Origin of the sequence: Bifidobacterium sp. MSTE12 (genome assembly GCF_000513015.1) — a bacterium.
In the GTDB taxonomy this organism is placed as follows: domain Bacteria; phylum Actinomycetota; class Actinomycetes; order Actinomycetales; family Bifidobacteriaceae; genus Bifidobacterium; species Bifidobacterium dentium.
Genome location: NZ_AZYA01000030.1, coordinates 1 through 16449, shown reverse-complemented (window position 1 = coordinate 16449; position 16449 = coordinate 1). Strand labels below are relative to the sequence as shown.

Sequence of the window (16449 nt, the reverse complement as noted above, 5' to 3'; positions counted from 1 at the left end):
AGAGTGAATGTTGATGTCGACACGAATGATGAAGAGGATCGTCGGTTCCGTTGCATGCGTCGCTGCGGCCGCCATGCTGATGCCGGGAACGGTCTGCCCGGCCCTGGCCCTGGAATCCGATGGCCAATACTACAGCAGCAAGCAGCCGTATGTGGCACCAAGCGCCGCAACCGTGGCATCCTATAGCAAAGCTCCGGAAGGGTACGAGCCGATTTATACCGAAAGCATGGCCCGTCACGGATCACGCGGCCTGTCCAGCTACAAGTATGATGCGCTGCTGATGAAGATGGCCGAAGCGGCCGAGCGGGATGGTGGATTCAAGTCGGACGCCATCAAAACCGAGTTCATGAAAAACCTGAGCGGCATCACCGCGGCCAACGTCGAAAACGGCTACGGCATGCTGACCGGACAGGGTGCGGATCAGCATTACGGCATCGGCGAGCGCGCGTACCAGCGCAATCAGTCGCTGTTCGACCAGGCTGCAGTCGATGGCGGTACGATTTCCTACCAGTCCTCCGGCGAGGCGCGTGCCACCGATTCCGGCGAAAACTTCGAGAAGGGGTTCAATGCGGCTTCCGGCGGCAAGCTGACCGACAGCGTCGTCAAGCCGACGGATCCCGCCGATTCCGGCGACGGCAAGGATTTCCAGAAGAATCCCGACACCTTGTACTTCCATAAGGTGCAGAATCCCGACGGTACGGAAAAGACGCCGGGTACCAAGGCATACGACATCGCGAATGATTATCAGAATTTCGTGGCCAACGATGAGATCATCGCCGGTGCCGAGGAGACCATCGGCGACAATGCCGACATCAAGCGGGCCTCGCATGACCTGCTGTCGCAGATCTTCACCGACGAATTCCTCGCCAAACTCGAGAACGGCGAATACACGTGGTACAACACCGCCGATGGCACCAAGAAGGGTGCCGAGAACTGCGCGCCGGGCGCCGACGCGTCCAAGGACGCCAATGCGTGCGGCGAAGGCTCCAAGAAGATCAAGAGCGAGTACAACGCCGCAATGAACCTGTACAATCTGTATATCATCGCCGCCGACATGCAGAACGAGAACACCGGTGACCACACCTTCGATTTCAACCAGTATTTCCAGGGTGAATATGCACAGGACGCCAAATTGTTCGCCTGGGCGTTGGATGCCGAAGATTTTTACGAGAAGGGGCCGAGCTACGCCGGTCAGAGCGAGACCTACTCCATCGCGCAGCCTCTGCTGGATGATTTCTTCGATGCCATCGATGAGAGGGTGAACGGAGGGTCCACGGTGGCGACCTTCCGGTTCGCCCATGCCGAGACCATGATGCCGTTCGCCGCATTGCTTGGATTGCCTGGTTCCACGCAGCAGGCCCCGGCCTCCACCACCGACGTGTACACCTACGACAACAACGAGTGGCGTGGCGAATCGGTGACGCCGATGGCTACGAACGTGCAGTGGGATGTGTACGCCAAACAGGGTGAGGATCCGGCCACCGGCAGCGCATACACGCCCATTGTGCGCATGCTGTACAACGAGAACGAGATCGCGTTCCGTTCCGAATGCACGCCGATCGCCGATGGTTCGACGTGGTACAAGCTGACCGAGCTGAAGAGTTGCCTGGCGGCTGACCATAAGACGCTCGGACAGGATGCCCGCATCGTCGAACAGGCTGACGTGGAGCCGACGCCGGAGCCGTCCGGCAATCCCACGACCGACACCGATGTGGCGACGGACACCGATATGACGACCGACACCGATGTGGCGACGGATGATGCCGGTAAGACGACGTCTGCGGCGAACGGCCAGTCGGTGTCGCTGGGGCGTACCGGAAGCGCGATTGCGGTGATCGCCGTACTGGCGGTCGGGCTGACGCTGGCCGGTATTTCGCTGAGCGTGTGGCGCATGCGTCGTTGATGCCGATCGCTTGTGACGATCGCCCGATGCCGTCTTCCGTATGAATCGGAAGACGGCATCAGACATGTGCAAGGGGATGTGTACGGGTGATTATGGGTTTGACTCAGGGAAGAATTTTGTGTGCATCCGCACATGTCGCAATGTGCGTTTCCTTACCTTCTAGTAGACTGTGTCTGATTTTGTTTTTATAAGGAGACCTCAAAGTGACGCAAAAGCAATCCGTGGTGATTATTGGCGGTGGCCCTGCCGGCCTGACCGCTGCCTGGGAGCTCGCAAAGGACGGTGGCTCCGAAAACTACGATGTGACCGTGTTGGAGGCGACCCGCGAATTCGGCGGCATCTCCCGCACCGTCAAGCACGACGGCAACCGTATGGATATCGGCGGTCACCGGTTCTTTTCGAAGGACGAGCGCATCATGGACTGGTGGAAGGAAGTCCTGCCGCTGCAGGGCGCTCCCAGCTATGACGACAGGAAACTCGGCCGTGAGCACGACATGGAGCCAGGCGGACCGGATCCGGAAGTCGAAGACAAGGTGATGCTCAAGCGTCATCGTGTGTCCCGAATCTACTGGAACCGTCACTTCTTTGACTATCCGATCTCGCTGAGCGCCAACACGTTGAAGGCCATGGGTCCGAAATTGACCCTGGTCGCCGGTTTCAGCTATCTGAAGTCCATGGTGCACAAGCTGCCGGAAACCAATCTGGAGAACTTCTACATCAACCGTTTCGGTCGCAAGCTCTACTCCATGTTCTTCGAGGGCTATACCGAGAAGCTGTGGGGTCGCCACCCATCGCAGATCTCCGCCGATTGGGGTGCGCAGCGCGTCAAGGGCCTGAGCATCATGGGCGTGCTGAAGAACGCCTTCGCCAAGCTCATGCCGAAGAAGCGCGATAATTCCGAGGTCGAAACCTCCCTCATCGAAGAGTTCTGGTACCCGAAGTATGGTCCGGGCCAGCTGTGGGAAACCGTCGAAGCCAACTGCGAAGCCGCCGGTGTGAAGGTCATCACCGACGCCAATGTGGTCGAGATCCGTCAGGCCAACGGCAGGATCGCCTCCGTCGTGTATGAGGATTCCGAAGGCAACCGCACCGAAATGACCGCCGATAATTTCATCTCGTCCATGCCGGTCAAGGATCTCGTCAATGCCGTGGACGCCTCCGACAAGCCCGCTCCGAACGATATGACGGAAATCGCCAACGGCCTGCCGTACCGCGATTTCGTGACCGTCGGCCTGCTCGTCAAGCATCTGCGTTTGAAGAACACCACCGACATCCCGACCCTCGGCAATCCGCCAATCGTGCCGGATTGCTGGATCTACGTGCAGGATCCGGGCTATAAGGTCGGCCGTCTGCAGATCTTCAACAACTGGAGCCCGTATCTGGTCAAGGACGTCGACGACACCGTGTGGATCGGTCTCGAATACTTCTGCGAGGAAGGCGACTCCTTCTGGAACATGTCCGACGAGGAAGCCACCAAGTTCGCCATCCAGGAGCTCACCCGCATGCAGATCATCAACGGTCCGCAAGACGTGCTCGACTCCCATCGCGAACGCGTCAAGAAGGCGTATCCGGCCTATTTCGACACCTACGATCGCATGCCGGAACTCGTCGAATACCTCGACTCCTTCGGCAACCTCTACTGCGTCGGACGTAACGGCCAGCACCGCTACAACAACATGGACCACTCCATGGCCACCGCCATCGAGGCCGTCGGCAACATCAGGAACGGCAAGACCTCCAAGAAGAATGTGTGGTCGGTCAACACCGATAAGAGTTACCACGAAGAAAAGTAGAAGACGAAGAGTCCTCTCCAGCCCGCTGAGCTTCGGCTCGACGGGCTTTTTCGTTGCCGTCGGCCGCGCGACGTGCGCATGGTTTTTGCGTTGGTCTGGATTGCGTTGTATGGTTGACGAAGTTCGAAAACCGTGATGATTCGCGGCGAACCTTTCATACGGCGGATTTTCCGCAATTCTTTTTTAAGCTGTTGCAGGCGTGTGCCTGTGAAGCCAAGGAAAGGCATAAACCAGTGGCAACAAGCCCAAATCTTGAAGATATGAAATTGCCTGAGCTCAAAGAGCTCGCCAAGCAGATGGGACTTCGCGGTACCTCCACCATGCGTAAGCCCGAGCTCCTCGCAACGCTTCAGGCCGCCCGTTCCGGCGGCGAAGCGCCGGCCGGCGTTACCGTACGTACGCCGAAGGGCACTCGAGCGGCAAAGCCCGCAGTCGACGCCGATGCCGCCGTCGATGAGTTGGACGTCAAGCCCGCCGAATCCACGGAACCCGCCGAACAGGCGCACGCAGAGATGCCGGCGGACAAGCCCGCTGGCCGCCGTAAGAAGGCCGTGAAGGCTTCGGCTGAACCCGCAGCCGATGAATCTCCGGCGGATTCCGCCGAGGCCAAGGCCGCAGTGGAGGCGCTTGACGCATTGGGCGGAGCCCCGAAACAGCGTCGCGAGCGCCGCAAGCGTCGTGATGCCGAAGGCGGAGCCGACCTGCTTGCCGAACTCGATATCGATGGTGCCCAACCGAAGCAGGAGGATCGTCGTCGCCGTCGCAAGGACGATTTCGACAACGAGCCCCGCCGTCGCCGCCGTACTCCCGTGGAAGAGACGAAGGATGAGGATGTCGTGCGCAATCTCGATGACATCCTCGCCGCTCTGCCCGCGCAGAACGATGCCGAAGACAATCACCACGCCAATGCCGAGGATGGCGAGTACGCCCGTCATGGCCGTGGCCGCAATGAGCGCGATCGCAACAACGACCGCACCGACCGCCGCGGACGCCGCATGCGTGGACGCGACCGCGACTTCGACGACCGTGAGGATCGTCGTGGCCGCGATGGTGGCCGTGATGCCGATCGCAACGAGCGCAACGATCGCAACAACGACCATACCGAGCGCGAGCAGCGTCGCGAGGAGCCGAAGGAAGACCTCGTACCGGTCGCCGGCATCGTCGACGTGCTCGAATCCTACGCATTCGTGCGCACCTCCGGCTACTTGCCGGGACCGAATGACGTATACGTCTCCATGGGCCAGGTCAAGAAGTACGGTCTGCGCAAGGGCGACGCCGTGCACGGCTCCATCCGCACTCCGCGTGAGGGCGACCGTCGCAACCAGCGCCAGAAGTTCGTGCCGCTGCAGTCCATCGACTCCATCAACGGGCTGTCCGTGGAAGAGGCGATGAATCGTCCGCAGTTCAACAAGCTGACCCCGCTGTATCCGCAGGAGCGTTTGAAGCAGGAGACCACGCCGAACAAGCTCACCGGCCGTCTCGTCGACATCGTGGCGCCGATCGGCAAGGGCCAGCGCGGCCTGATCGTCTCTCCGCCGAAGGCCGGCAAGACCATCACCCTGCAGAACATCGCCAACGCGATCGCCACCAACAATCCGGAAGTCCACTTGATGGTCGTGCTCGTGGACGAACGTCCGGAAGAGGTCACCGACATGGAGCGTACCGTGCAGGGCGAGGTCATCTCCTCGACCTTCGACCGCCCGGCCTCCGACCACACCACCGTCGCCGAACTCGCCATCGAACGTGCCAAGCGCCTCGTGGAGCTCGGTCAGGACGTGGTCGTGCTGCTCGATTCCATGACCCGCCTCGCCCGCGCCTACAACATCGCCGCACCGGCTTCCGGCCGCATCCTGTCCGGTGGCGTGGACGCCCAGGCCCTGTACCCGCCGAAGAAGTTCTTCGGTGCCGCCCGCAACATCGAAAACGGTGGCTCCCTGACCATCATCTCCTCCGCACTGGTGGAAACCGGTTCCAAGATGGACGAGGTGATCTTCGAGGAATTCAAGGGCACCGGCAACATGGAGCTGCGTCTGAGCCGCGAGCTTGCCGACAAGCGCCTGTTCCCGGCCATCGACGTGAATGCCTCCGGCACCCGTCGCGAGGAGCTCATCACCGATCCGCAGGAATTGCCGATCATCTACCGTCTGCGCCGTCTGCTCGGCGGTCTCGAGCCAGAGCAGGCCTACCAGACGCTTGTGCCGCGTCTGAAGAAGACCGCGACCAACCGCGACTTCATGGCTTCGCTGATTCAGCAGAGCGGTAACGTGACCAGCGGCAACTGATAGCGCCGACGTCCGTCCGCGCCAATTGCGGGCGTGGCCGAAACACTTGGCCATCGGCTGATGTGCGATATCCATCAAGGGGCATGCAACGAACGGGTTGCATGCCCCTTCGTGTTGCGTTGACGGCACCTTCGTTGCGGCGTTCCGATCCGTGGCCACTATATAAACAGGATTTTCGTATTTTTCAAAAAGAATAAAAAATACGTTTTCTGAAACTGATATTAGAAAATATTGCAATATATAAAAGGGTGATGGTGGAAATAATCAGTGTGAAACGCTGCGTCTGCAAAAAGACGGCACTCTTGTAGCGAAAATGATGCGTGGCGATGTGCACTGAAATAGGTATGGTTAGGGGTATTACGCCGATTGTCACTAGGGGTATCGGCATTGCCGATATTGGATACATGGGCTTGGTATGAGGAGGGACCGTTTATGACAAGTAGTGGCACCACTGCGGAGAGCGCGCGATCGATCGCATGCCAGATCGACGGCATCGACACGTGCATCCTGAACATGTTGGAGAAGGACGGCCGTGCGACACTGGCCCAGCTTTCGGAGGCGACCGGACTGTCGGTGTCGGCGGTGCAGTCGCGCGTACAGAAGCTGGAACGCCGCGGCGTGATCAGCGGATACAAGGCGATCATCGATGATGAGAAGCGAGGTCTGCCGGTCAGCGCCTACATCGCGGTCACCCCCACCGATTATGCGTGCGAATCCGAAATTCCGGGAAAACTGCACGACGTCGATGGCATCATGTCGTGCGATTCCGTGGCCGGCTCGCCCAGCTACATGCTCACCGTGCGTGCGGAATCGCCAAGCAAGCTCGAAGAGCTGCTCAACGTCATTCACCAAACCGTTCCGGTAAGCACCGAAACCACGATCGTGCTGCAGCGTTACTTCGCAAAGTAGCGGTACTCTGGTGACCATGAGCGATAGCGAACACGACTGGCTTCGGCCAGCAGAACCGGACGAAACCGAAACCGTCATCGATGCGGATACCGCCCAAGGCGATCCCCAGGTCGCCGAAACCGTGGCGAAGATCAAGTCGTTGCGTCAGTCAATCGACAATGTCGACACGGCCATCGTGTCGCTGTTGGCGGAACGATTCAAGTACACGTCCCAGGTGGGCGTGCTCAAGGCGCGTGCCGGCTTCGCCCCGGCCGACTACAAGCGTGAGGACTACCAGATCGAACGGTTGCATCGCATTGCCGTCGATGCCGGTCTTGACCCCGATATCGCCGAAATGTACCGCGAATTCGTGGTGACCGAGGCCAAGCGCCGTCATAAGCGCATCGCCGATGCGGGAGGCGATCCGGGCGTACTCGACGTGTTCGCCTGATCTGCCCATTTTCCGGACTCTGCGGGCATACCGCGCAGTAGATTGTTTGTTTTGGAACAATTTGTTGTGGAACAATATTCTGACTGCTAAGAAGGTCCGGCATGTGCACTCGTCATCGCAACGTTCGCACGATGCGTCGCGCATGCGCCGCCGCCATCGCGATGGTCGTACTGTGCGGGTTGCCCGTGGTCGGCGTAGGCGTATCCGACATCGTAGGCCGGATACGCCAGGATGGACGCTATGCCGTCGACGTGGCCTCGCATGACGTGATGAGTTCCTATACGGCGGCCGACCGGCCCGGGCGGCTGTATCTGACGGACAGCGGCTCCGCGGCTTCCCGACGCATCGCCGCCGGTACGGTATCGCTGCCATGGTCCGTGAGCGCCACGTTCACGTTGAATGGCCCGGACGTGAGCGTGCAGCAGGTGAACGGCGCCACCGGCATGGTCGGTATCCGTCTGACGGTCAAGGCCGTCGACGGCGCCACCCAAACGATTACCGACGATGCACGCGATCTCGTACCTGTGGTCGCCTTCACCATTCCCAGCCGCGTCGGCAGCGACGTCGTATCCGACGATGGCGTGAGCGTGATATCCGGCAATTCCTCCACATTGATCGCCGCCATTGGCGAGCCGGGTGAGGAACTGACCTTCACCACATATGTCGATGCCAGGCATTTCACGATGAGTTCATTGGCCGTCGCTGCCGTGCGGGCCGAAGACGATGATGATTTTGCCGATAATCTCAACAATCTGACGGACCGTGCCTCCAACCTGGTGGATGGTCTGACGAATGTCGGCTCGCAAAGCAATCATCAGCTCATCGAACAGTTGAAAACACTGCGCGACCGGGAAAAGGAACTGGCCACGCAGACCATCGCCGAGCGGACGGCCACGCATCAGCAGGCCTTCGACGGCTATATCGATGCGTATGTCGGCTCATATACGGCCCATCTTTCCGGTTCGATCGGCGATTCCACGCAACTTTCCGCCATTCTAGGCACCGCCGCCGAACTCAACGGCGATACTGACGTGGCACGATCCGTGGTCGATCTCGCCAACGCGGTGAACGATGTGAGCGCCGCCTACCGGCATGCCGGTGCCGCCGATGCCGTGGACGACGTGATTCGTACCATCGAACGGCGCGGCACGTCGGGACTGCTTAGCGAATTGGGCAGACGCGCCGGCGAGGAACAGCAACGGGGCGCCAAGGATTACAGTGCAGGGCAATCGCAGCTATCGAGCGCGATGATCCCCTATTCCATGGATTTCACCGATGCCTACACCGCACGCTTGAAAGAGCTCGGAGCCACGGCCGCAACGGCCTCGCATTACGAACGTCAGGCGATTGCGGACGTGCGCAGCGGCATCGACACGAACAGGAAACTTGCCGCGGCCGCCGGCAACGTGGCCGACGCCATGAACGCACTGGCGGATGCCAGCGAACATACCGGTCAGGCCAGCGCCTTCCATCAGATTGCGGTGCGCTTCGCCGATCAGTTGGAAACCGATGATGCCGCCGGCAATGATTCCAACGCTTCCAGCACCTCGTCCCAGGATTCCGCGACGACCACGCGCGGCACGGTGCGGATTGCCTCTCTGCACAGCGGCCACACCTTGTCCGACGGTACGACGTTGCCCGCAAAAGCCGAGAAGGCCCGTCAGAAGGCCAAACGCAAGGTTGAGCATGCGCAGGCCAAGGCGATTCGTCAGCAGAGCGAGGACGGTGCCACGGACAGCTTGGTGGACGACCGGAACGCCATCAGCATGGATGATGTGATGAGCTACGCCGGCGGATTGCGTTCATCGTTCGGTGCCGCCGCCGACACTACGTCGAAGAACATGGCGAAGGTCGGGGGAGTGGACGGTTCGTCGGAAAGCGACGCAAAAGACTCCGCAACGTCAGGTGACGCTGTTTCGGGTGCTTCGGGTGCGGCATCCGCCGGTGCGGGGTCGCTGCCGATCAGCGCATACAGCATCGTCAGTTCGCGTGCGCCGATCGAGGCTGATTCCAGCGATCTGATCGATGAGACCGTCGAACTGGCCTCCGCCGCGGAAATGCTGCAGGAAGCCGTCCAACATCTCGGCAGTCGTCATATCACAGGTGGCACGGTCGGTGCGACCGGTCACGGCACCCAGTATCTGCTTTCCGTTCCCGTGCTATGAATCGGGCCCTCCTCCCTCTGACGGGGAGAAGGGCCCAACGACCAGGGTCTTTCCGGCTTACTGGTTCTTCGGCTTCTTGGCCGGTGGCTCACCGAGTTCGCTGTCAGCCACGATCACATCGATTGCGGCCTCTGCCTCGGCCTTGGCCGCCGCCGCGGCATCCTTGGCGGCTTCAGCGGTCTCCTTGATGGCCTTGGCCGCCGCTGCGGCGCCCACGAAGGAGATGCGGCCCACCACGCGACCCGCTTCGGCGATATCGGCCAGCGCGCTCTCGATGGAGCCGCGCACCTCGTCGGAGACGCCCAGCTTCACCGACAGAATCGGGGTCTTCATCGAAACCTTGGCCTTCGACTTGATGCCACGCAGCGCGGCCAGCGCCTCACCGGCATGGGTGAGCAGCTCCGGAGACGCCTTGAACGCGGCGGCGGCATACGTCTCGGCCTTCGGCCATGCGGAGCGGTGCACGGAACCCTCGCCCTCATGCATCCAGCTCCACATTTCTTCAGTGGCGTACGGCAGGTACGGGGCCAGTAGGCGGGTGAATGCGTCCAGACCCAGGCCCAGAGCCGTGCGTGCGGACTTCACGGCCATCTCGCTCGGCACATGGCCGGTGGAATCGGCGGTACCGTAGGCGCGGTTCTTGACCAGCTCGATGTAATCGTCGCAGAACTGCCAGAAGTAGTTCTCGATGACCTCAAGAGCCTTGGAATGCTCATAGTTGTTGAGATTCTCGGTGGCTTCGCTCACCACATGGGCCATCTTGGCCATGGCGGCACGATCCAGCGGCTCGGTCACGTCGGCCGGATTCCAGCTTGCGGTGGCCGCAGCGCCCACATGATGGTTCTCGTCCTCGCGGCCGATGGCCAGCGCGAACTTGGTGGCGTTGAGCAGCTTGATGGCCAGACGGCGGCCGATCTTCATCTGACCTTCGTCGTAGGTGGCGTCCAAGCCCAAACGGGCCGCCGCAGCCCAATAGCGCACCGCGTCGGCGCCGAATTGCTTGATCGGCTTGTCCGGCACGACCACGTTGCCCTTGGACTTCGACATCTTCTTATGGTCCGGATCGAGAATCCAGCCCGACAGCGTGGCGTTGGCCCACGGCAGGCACTTGTTCTCGAGATGCGCGCGATCCACGCTGGAGAACAGCCATGTACGGATGATGTCCTGGCCCTGCGGGCGCAGATCCATCGGGAAGGTGGCGTTGAAGATGGCCCGGTTCTCTTCGCCCGGCTCCTCCCAGCGGGTCACGATCTGCGGGGTGAGCGACGAGGTGGCCCAGGTGTCCATGATGTCCTGTTCGGCAGTGAAGCCGCCCGGCACGTCACGCTGGTCCTCGCTGTAGCCTTCCGGCACGTCGTCGGTCGGATCGATCGGCAGAATGTCCTCGCTCGGCACGATCGGGTGATCGTAGTCGGCGGTGCCGTCCTCCTTCACCGGGTACCACAGCGGGAACGGCACGCCGAAGAAGCGCTGGCGGGAAATCAGCCAGTCGCCGTTGAGGCCATGCACCCAATTCTCATAGCGCACGCGCATGAAGTCCGGATGGAAGTTCAGCTCCTTGCCACGCTCGATCAGCTCGGCGTTCAGTTGCTGGTCGGTGCCGCCGTTCTTGAGATACCACTGGCGGGAGGTGACGATTTCGAGCGGCTTATCGCCCTTCTCGTAGAAGTTCGTCATACGTTTGGTCGGCGTCGGCTCGCCGTCCAGATCGCCGGATTCACGCAGTGCATCGACGATGATCTTACGTGCGGAGAACGTGGTCTTGCCGGCCGTCTCCTGGAAGATCTCGCGGCCCTTGCCGTCTTCGATCCAGTCCGGGGTGTCCATGACGATACGGCCGTTACGCTGGATGATGGAACGCAGCGGCAGATTCAGATCACGCCACCATTCGACATCGGTCACATCGCCGAACGTGCAGCACATGGCGATGCCGGCGCCCTTGTCCATCTCCGCGGCCTTGTGCGCCAGAATCGGCACCTTCACATGGAACAGAGGGGAGTAGACGTACTGGCCGAAATACTTCTTGTAACGGTCGTCATCCGGGTGCGCAATCAGCGCGCCGCAGGCCGCCAGCAATTCCGGACGGGTGGTTTCGATATAGATCGGGGTGCCATCTTCGAAACGGAAGGCTATCTTGTGGTAGAAGCCCGGATATTCGCGCGATTCCAGCTCGGCCTGGGCCACTGCGGTCTGGAAGGTTACGTCCCACAGGCCCGGAGCGTCCTTCTGGTAGGCTTCGCCACGGGCCAGATTGCGCAGGAACGCCTTCTGGGCCACGCGCTGCGGATGCTCACCGATGGTGTGGTAGGTCTGCGACCAGTCGATGGACAGGCCGAGGGAGCGCCACAGCGCCTCGAACTGCTTCTCATCCTGGGCGGTGAGCTTCTCGCATAGTTCGATGAAGTTCTTGCGGCTGATCGGCACCTGATCCTTGGCGTCGATCTTCTTGCCGTCGGTGCCTTCGAACGGCGGCACGAAATTCGGATCGTACTTCAGGGAGGTGTCCACGCGCACGCCATAGTAGTTCTGCACACGGCGTTCGGTCGGCAGGCCGTTGTCGTCCCAGCCCATCGGATAGAACACGTCGAAGCCGTTCATGCGCTTGAAACGGGCGATTATATCGGTGTGCGTGTAGGAGAACACGTGGCCGACGTGCAGATGGCCGGAAACGGTGGGCGGCGGGGTGTCGATGGAATAGACGGCCTTACGGTCGCGGGTGTTCCGGAACTTGTAGACTCCGCCTTCGTCCCAGACGCCGCGCCACTTGTCTTCGAGACCGTCCACGCCGACCTTGTCGGGCAGCGGCGTGAGGTTCGCATTGATGGTATTAGCTTGGCTTTCAGTCATAAGCGTTAGTCTAGAAAGCGATTGTGACAACTGGCGTCAATACGGACGATTCTCGTCAATCGCCGGAATGACACGGAAAAATCAGTGCAATGCGACCCTGCTCAGCGGCAACAGACGGTCGGTCAGATTCTTCGGATATCCCTGCAGCCGGTCGGAAACCGCCATGAAGTTCTTGCGCGTGTACAGCCAGTCGCAGGCCGCGTTCTCGCTGACGGTGCGCGCATAGGTGCGCATTCTTTCCTGATAATCGTCGTCGTTCGTCGCTGCGAGCGCATCCGCATAGGCTCGCTGGCAGTCACCGTTTTCGAAATGGAACACCGATTGACCGTCGGTGAAGACGGAAGCGTCGTTCTCGCCGCTCATGGTGATCAACGCGATGGTGTAGCTGCCGTCGTTGACGCGCTGTTGCACGGTGGCGGTGTCAAGGACCTCCATGTTGACGGAGACGCCGAGCTGTTCGATCTGTTCTTTGACGGTGTTGCCGATGGTTTCGTACTGCTGGGGGATGAGCAGGTCGATGGTGCCGATGTAACCGGTGCCGAAGTAGGAGCGCAGCTGTTGCGCCTGCGTAAGGTCGTGGGGGAACAGTTCCGTCAGATCCTCATAACCGTCTTCCAGAGGGCTGATCGGCCCTCCGAGCGCCCCGTAGGAGTCATTGGCGGTCTTCGCGATCGATCGTGCGTCGATGGCGTAGCGCATGACCTTGCGCATCTGCTGGTCGACGAGGATGGATTCGTTCGCATTGTTGAACGCCAACATCACCTTGTCGAAGCTGATGCCGGAATCCGCACTGATGCCGCGCGTTGCGTTGAGCGTTTCGGCGGCGTCGGCGCTGAGCGGCAGCGCCATGCTGATTTTGCCGCCTTCCATGGCGCTGGTCAGCGAGCTTTCGGAGGAGTAATAGTATAGGGTGATTTGCGAGGAAGCAGCCTTGGTACCCCAGTACGAATCGTTGCGTTGAAGCACGATTTCGGATTTCGACGCACGCGCCACGGTGAAGGGGCCGGACCCGACGGCGGTTTTCGCATAGTCATTGTCGCTTTCCTCATCGTATACGATGCCGGCCCGTCCGCTGAGTGCGCGTAGCAGCCGCGGATTCGGTTTGGACAGGGTGATGACGAGCGTATGTGCGTCGGGATTGTCGACCTGCTGCAATCCGTCGAGCTGGTCGGCGTCGACATAATGATTGTTGACCGCGTTCTGCAACGACCAGACCGCGTCGGCCGAGTCAAGTGAGTGGCCGTTGGAAAATTTCACGCCGCTGCGCAGGGTGAAGGTGTAGGTCAGTCCGTCGTCGGAGATCTGCCATGATGAGGCCAGTCCGGGTTGGAGCTTGTTGGTCTCACTGCGGGACACCAACGTTTCGTAGACGTTGCCGAGTAGCGCCTGCTCCACGGCATGGCCCTGCTGGGTGCGGATGTCGAGGGATTCGGGAGCGTCGCGCAGGCCGATCGACACGGTGGAATCCGTGGTGAGCGTGCCGAATACGGGAATCGGGTTGCGTCGGTTCGTCAGCGACCATCCCAGCCACAGCATCACGCTCAATACGATGGCGACGCCAAAGAAAATCAGCCACCGTGTAGCCGCGTCGTGCCAATCGCGCTGCTTCTTCCCGTTCTTCTGCATATGCCCGAGTGTAGTGGACACATACTACACGGGCTTGGTTCCCATGCGGTATCTACACCTTGAACGCACTCGGGCAGGTATCGTTCAACGGGCAGTCGAGGCAGTTCGGTTTGCGGGCGTGACAGGTGGTTCTGCCATGCATGATCAGCCGGTGAGACAGGTCCGTCCATTCCGAGGGTGGGAAGCATGCGGTGATTTCGCGTTCAATGGCCACCGGATCCGGAGTGGGCAAAGCCCAGTCACTACGCCAGTGCAGACGTCCGGTCACACGAATCACATGCGTGTCGACGGGAAATCCTGGTTTGTCGAAGGCGTTGCCCAATACCACGTTCGCGGTTTTGCGGCCGACTCCGGGCAATGCGGTCAGTTCCTCCATCGAATCGGGCACTGTGCCGTCATATCGTTCGCACAGGTCGTGCGAGAGTCTGATGATGTTCTTCGTTTTGGTGCGGTGGAAGCCGATGGAATGGATGATGTCCTCAACCTGTTCGGGATCGGCGGCCTGCAGGTCGGCGGGTCCCGGAAACCGGCCGAACAGCACGGGCGTGACCATATTCACGCGCTTGTCGGTGGTCTGGGCGCTGAGCACGGTCGCCACCAGTAACTCAAAGGGATTGGTGAAATTCAGCGCGCACTTCGGCTCGGGAATCGTCTCGCACAATTCCTCGTATTCATGGTGCATGCGTTTCAGGCGCGCTGCTTTGGACTCTCGTGGCATTGCCCATGATTCTACTCGGGCGATCGTGCGATTGCGATGCTTTACGCGCTACGCCTCGCTTGCATCGGCATGTGCGGCGCTTGCCTTGGCGGCGTTCTCGCCTTCCTCTTCCTCCGGCGGGTCGAAACGGTATCCGACATTACGTACGGTGCCGATCACATGTTCATACTCTCCGCCCAGCTTGGCGCGGAGCCTACGGATATGCACGTCGACGGTACGAGTGCCGCCATAATAATCGTAGCCCCATACTTCCTGCAGCAGCTGCGCGCGGGTGAATACGCGTCCCGGATGCTGCACAAGATACTTGAGCAACTCGAATTCCTTGTAGGCAAGGTCGATCGGATGGCTGCGCAGGCTTGCCGTATAGCCATTGGTGTCCACGACCAGATCGCCGGAACGAATGAGACCGTCCTCGTTCTGTACGCCGGTTTCGGCGGCTCCGGCTGCGGATCCCGTCGGAGCGTTGCCACGTTCCGACACCAGACGCAGGCGCCCCTCGACCTCGGCCGGGGAGGCGGTGGAAACCACCACGTCGGCGATGCCCCACTGGGAATTGACCACGGTGAAGCCGCCCTCGGTGAGAATCAGCACAATCGGCGTGGACAGTCCGGAGGCGTGAATCAGACGGCACAGCGTCTTCGCGGTGGCTAGATCGTCACGTGCGTCAAGAAAGAGAATCGTGTTTTCCGGCATCTTCACCAAACTCGCCGCATCCATCGGCAATACGCGCACGCGATGCGAAAGCAGGGCGAGGGAGGGAAGTACGGTGGCGGGGTCGCTAGCGAACGTCATAAGCGTAAGGTCCGTCACGTTAGTCCCCTTTGGTTTGTTGCTGATGCCGCGATTGTACTCTTGCAGTGTTACCGGTGTTTCATGATTGTAGACGCATGATGTGGACACTTACGGCTACATTGGTTCCTAGCACATACGGTTTGACCACATTATGAAAAGGGGGCTGAGATGTCCGCAACTGATGCCGCGACTCGTCCGCATGATTCGAGGGGATCCTTCGGCAAGGTCCTGGCGATCCAGATCGTCGCTTACGTCGTATTGGTCGTGTTGGCGTTGATTCCCGGTATCTCCTATGGAAACCCCGATAATCCCGCTATCGTCTCGTACACGGTCGTCGCCTCGGTCGTGATGATCGTGCTGCTTACGGTGTTCAGTCCGTTCCGTGACGGCACCGTCGGGCATGTGATCTCCGTGATCGCAGGTTTGCTGTCGGTGGTGTGCGCCACGACGATGATGCTGGGGCGCGCGATTTTCCCTGCCGACATCGCTCACCGTGACACGTTCTGGATGCAGGAGGGCTGGATCGCCGGCGTCGGAGGACTGTTGGTGCTGCTGATCGTGATTGTGTTTGGCCGTCAGATGGCGCGCGAGAACCGTACGCATCTGATTCGTTCGTTGTCGCATAATGTGCTCGAAGGCGTTGCGATGATTTCGTCCGCCGGCTGGTGCTTCCTGCCGACGATATTACCGTTGGTGCATACCGGTGAGAATGCCGCCTCCACCGAATATGGGTCGATGTTGGCATGGGTGATCGCCTCGGTGGTGACGCTGGCCGTCATCGTAGCGTTCGGCGTGTGCTCCTATTTGTGGCGGCGCGATGCGGATCCCGATCCGAAAGCCAACAAACCATGGATCGGACTTGCGCTGGTGCCGGTCATGCTTGCCGGTGCTGCGGTGGGCATCGCTTCTCTCGCCACCGTCATGTTCTGAAATATGTTCTGAAGCCGAATACATGGTGAAGGGGTCCGCAATCATTGCGATTGT

11 protein-coding genes are annotated in these 16449 nt (G+C 60.3%); 7 read left to right on the top strand and 4 right to left on the bottom strand.

What is annotated here, in order from left to right:
- The first annotated feature begins 25 nt into the window (after positions 1 to 25).
- The 6 genes from HMPREF1494_RS06240 (at position 26) to HMPREF1494_RS06215 (ending at position 9482) form a co-directional block, all read left to right on the top strand.
- Complete coding sequence (locus HMPREF1494_RS06240) at positions 26 to 1903, top strand: histidine-type phosphatase (RefSeq protein WP_034521106.1); 1878 nt, start codon at positions 26 to 28, stop codon at positions 1901 to 1903.
- Between the two features lie 203 nt (positions 1904 to 2106).
- On the top strand, positions 2107 to 3696 hold the full coding sequence (locus HMPREF1494_RS06235; protein WP_003838657.1) for an NAD(P)/FAD-dependent oxidoreductase: 1590 nt from the start codon (positions 2107 to 2109) through the stop codon (positions 3694 to 3696).
- Between the two features lie 233 nt (positions 3697 to 3929).
- Positions 3930 to 5978: a transcription termination factor Rho gene (rho, locus tag HMPREF1494_RS06230; RefSeq protein ID WP_034521035.1), complete on the top strand. Its 2049-nt coding sequence runs from the start codon at positions 3930 to 3932 to the stop codon at positions 5976 to 5978.
- A 432-nt stretch (positions 5979 to 6410) separates the two neighbouring features.
- On the top strand, positions 6411 to 6887 hold the full coding sequence (locus HMPREF1494_RS06225) for an Lrp/AsnC family transcriptional regulator (protein ID WP_003838663.1): 477 nt from the start codon (positions 6411 to 6413) through the stop codon (positions 6885 to 6887).
- A gap of 16 nt (positions 6888 to 6903) precedes the next feature.
- Positions 6904 to 7317, top strand: a complete 414-nt coding sequence (locus HMPREF1494_RS06220; protein WP_003838666.1) for a chorismate mutase — start codon at positions 6904 to 6906, stop codon at positions 7315 to 7317.
- A gap of 101 nt (positions 7318 to 7418) precedes the next feature.
- On the top strand, positions 7419 to 9482 hold the full coding sequence (locus tag HMPREF1494_RS06215) for a hypothetical protein (RefSeq protein WP_034521033.1): 2064 nt from the start codon (positions 7419 to 7421) through the stop codon (positions 9480 to 9482).
- Positions 9483 to 9539: 57 nt separating this feature from the next.
- Here the strand turns inward: HMPREF1494_RS06215 and valS are convergent, their stop codons facing one another.
- The 4 genes from valS to HMPREF1494_RS06195 all read right to left on the bottom strand — a co-directional run bounded on the left by valS (position 9540) and on the right by HMPREF1494_RS06195 (position 15483).
- A complete protein-coding gene (gene valS, locus HMPREF1494_RS06210; protein ID WP_034521029.1) occupies positions 9540 to 12329 on the bottom strand; it encodes a valine--tRNA ligase in 2790 nt (929 codons plus the stop codon).
- 81 nt (positions 12330 to 12410) lie between these two features.
- Positions 12411 to 13955 carry an ABC transporter substrate-binding protein gene (locus tag HMPREF1494_RS06205; RefSeq protein WP_034521026.1) on the bottom strand — a complete coding sequence of 515 codons (1545 nt, stop codon included), beginning with the start codon at positions 13953 to 13955 and terminating at the stop codon, positions 12411 to 12413.
- A gap of 52 nt (positions 13956 to 14007) precedes the next feature.
- A complete protein-coding gene (gene nth, locus HMPREF1494_RS06200) occupies positions 14008 to 14673 on the bottom strand; it encodes an endonuclease III (RefSeq protein ID WP_051404735.1) in 666 nt (221 codons plus the stop codon).
- Between the two features lie 48 nt (positions 14674 to 14721).
- A complete protein-coding gene (locus tag HMPREF1494_RS06195; protein ID WP_012902508.1) occupies positions 14722 to 15483 on the bottom strand; it encodes a winged helix-turn-helix transcriptional regulator in 762 nt (253 codons plus the stop codon).
- A gap of 150 nt (positions 15484 to 15633) precedes the next feature.
- On the opposite strand from HMPREF1494_RS06195, the gene HMPREF1494_RS06190 reads away from it, so the two are divergent.
- Positions 15634 to 16395, top strand: a complete 762-nt coding sequence (locus HMPREF1494_RS06190; protein WP_003838676.1) for a hypothetical protein — start codon at positions 15634 to 15636, stop codon at positions 16393 to 16395.
- The last annotated feature ends 54 nt before the right edge of the window (positions 16396 to 16449 follow it).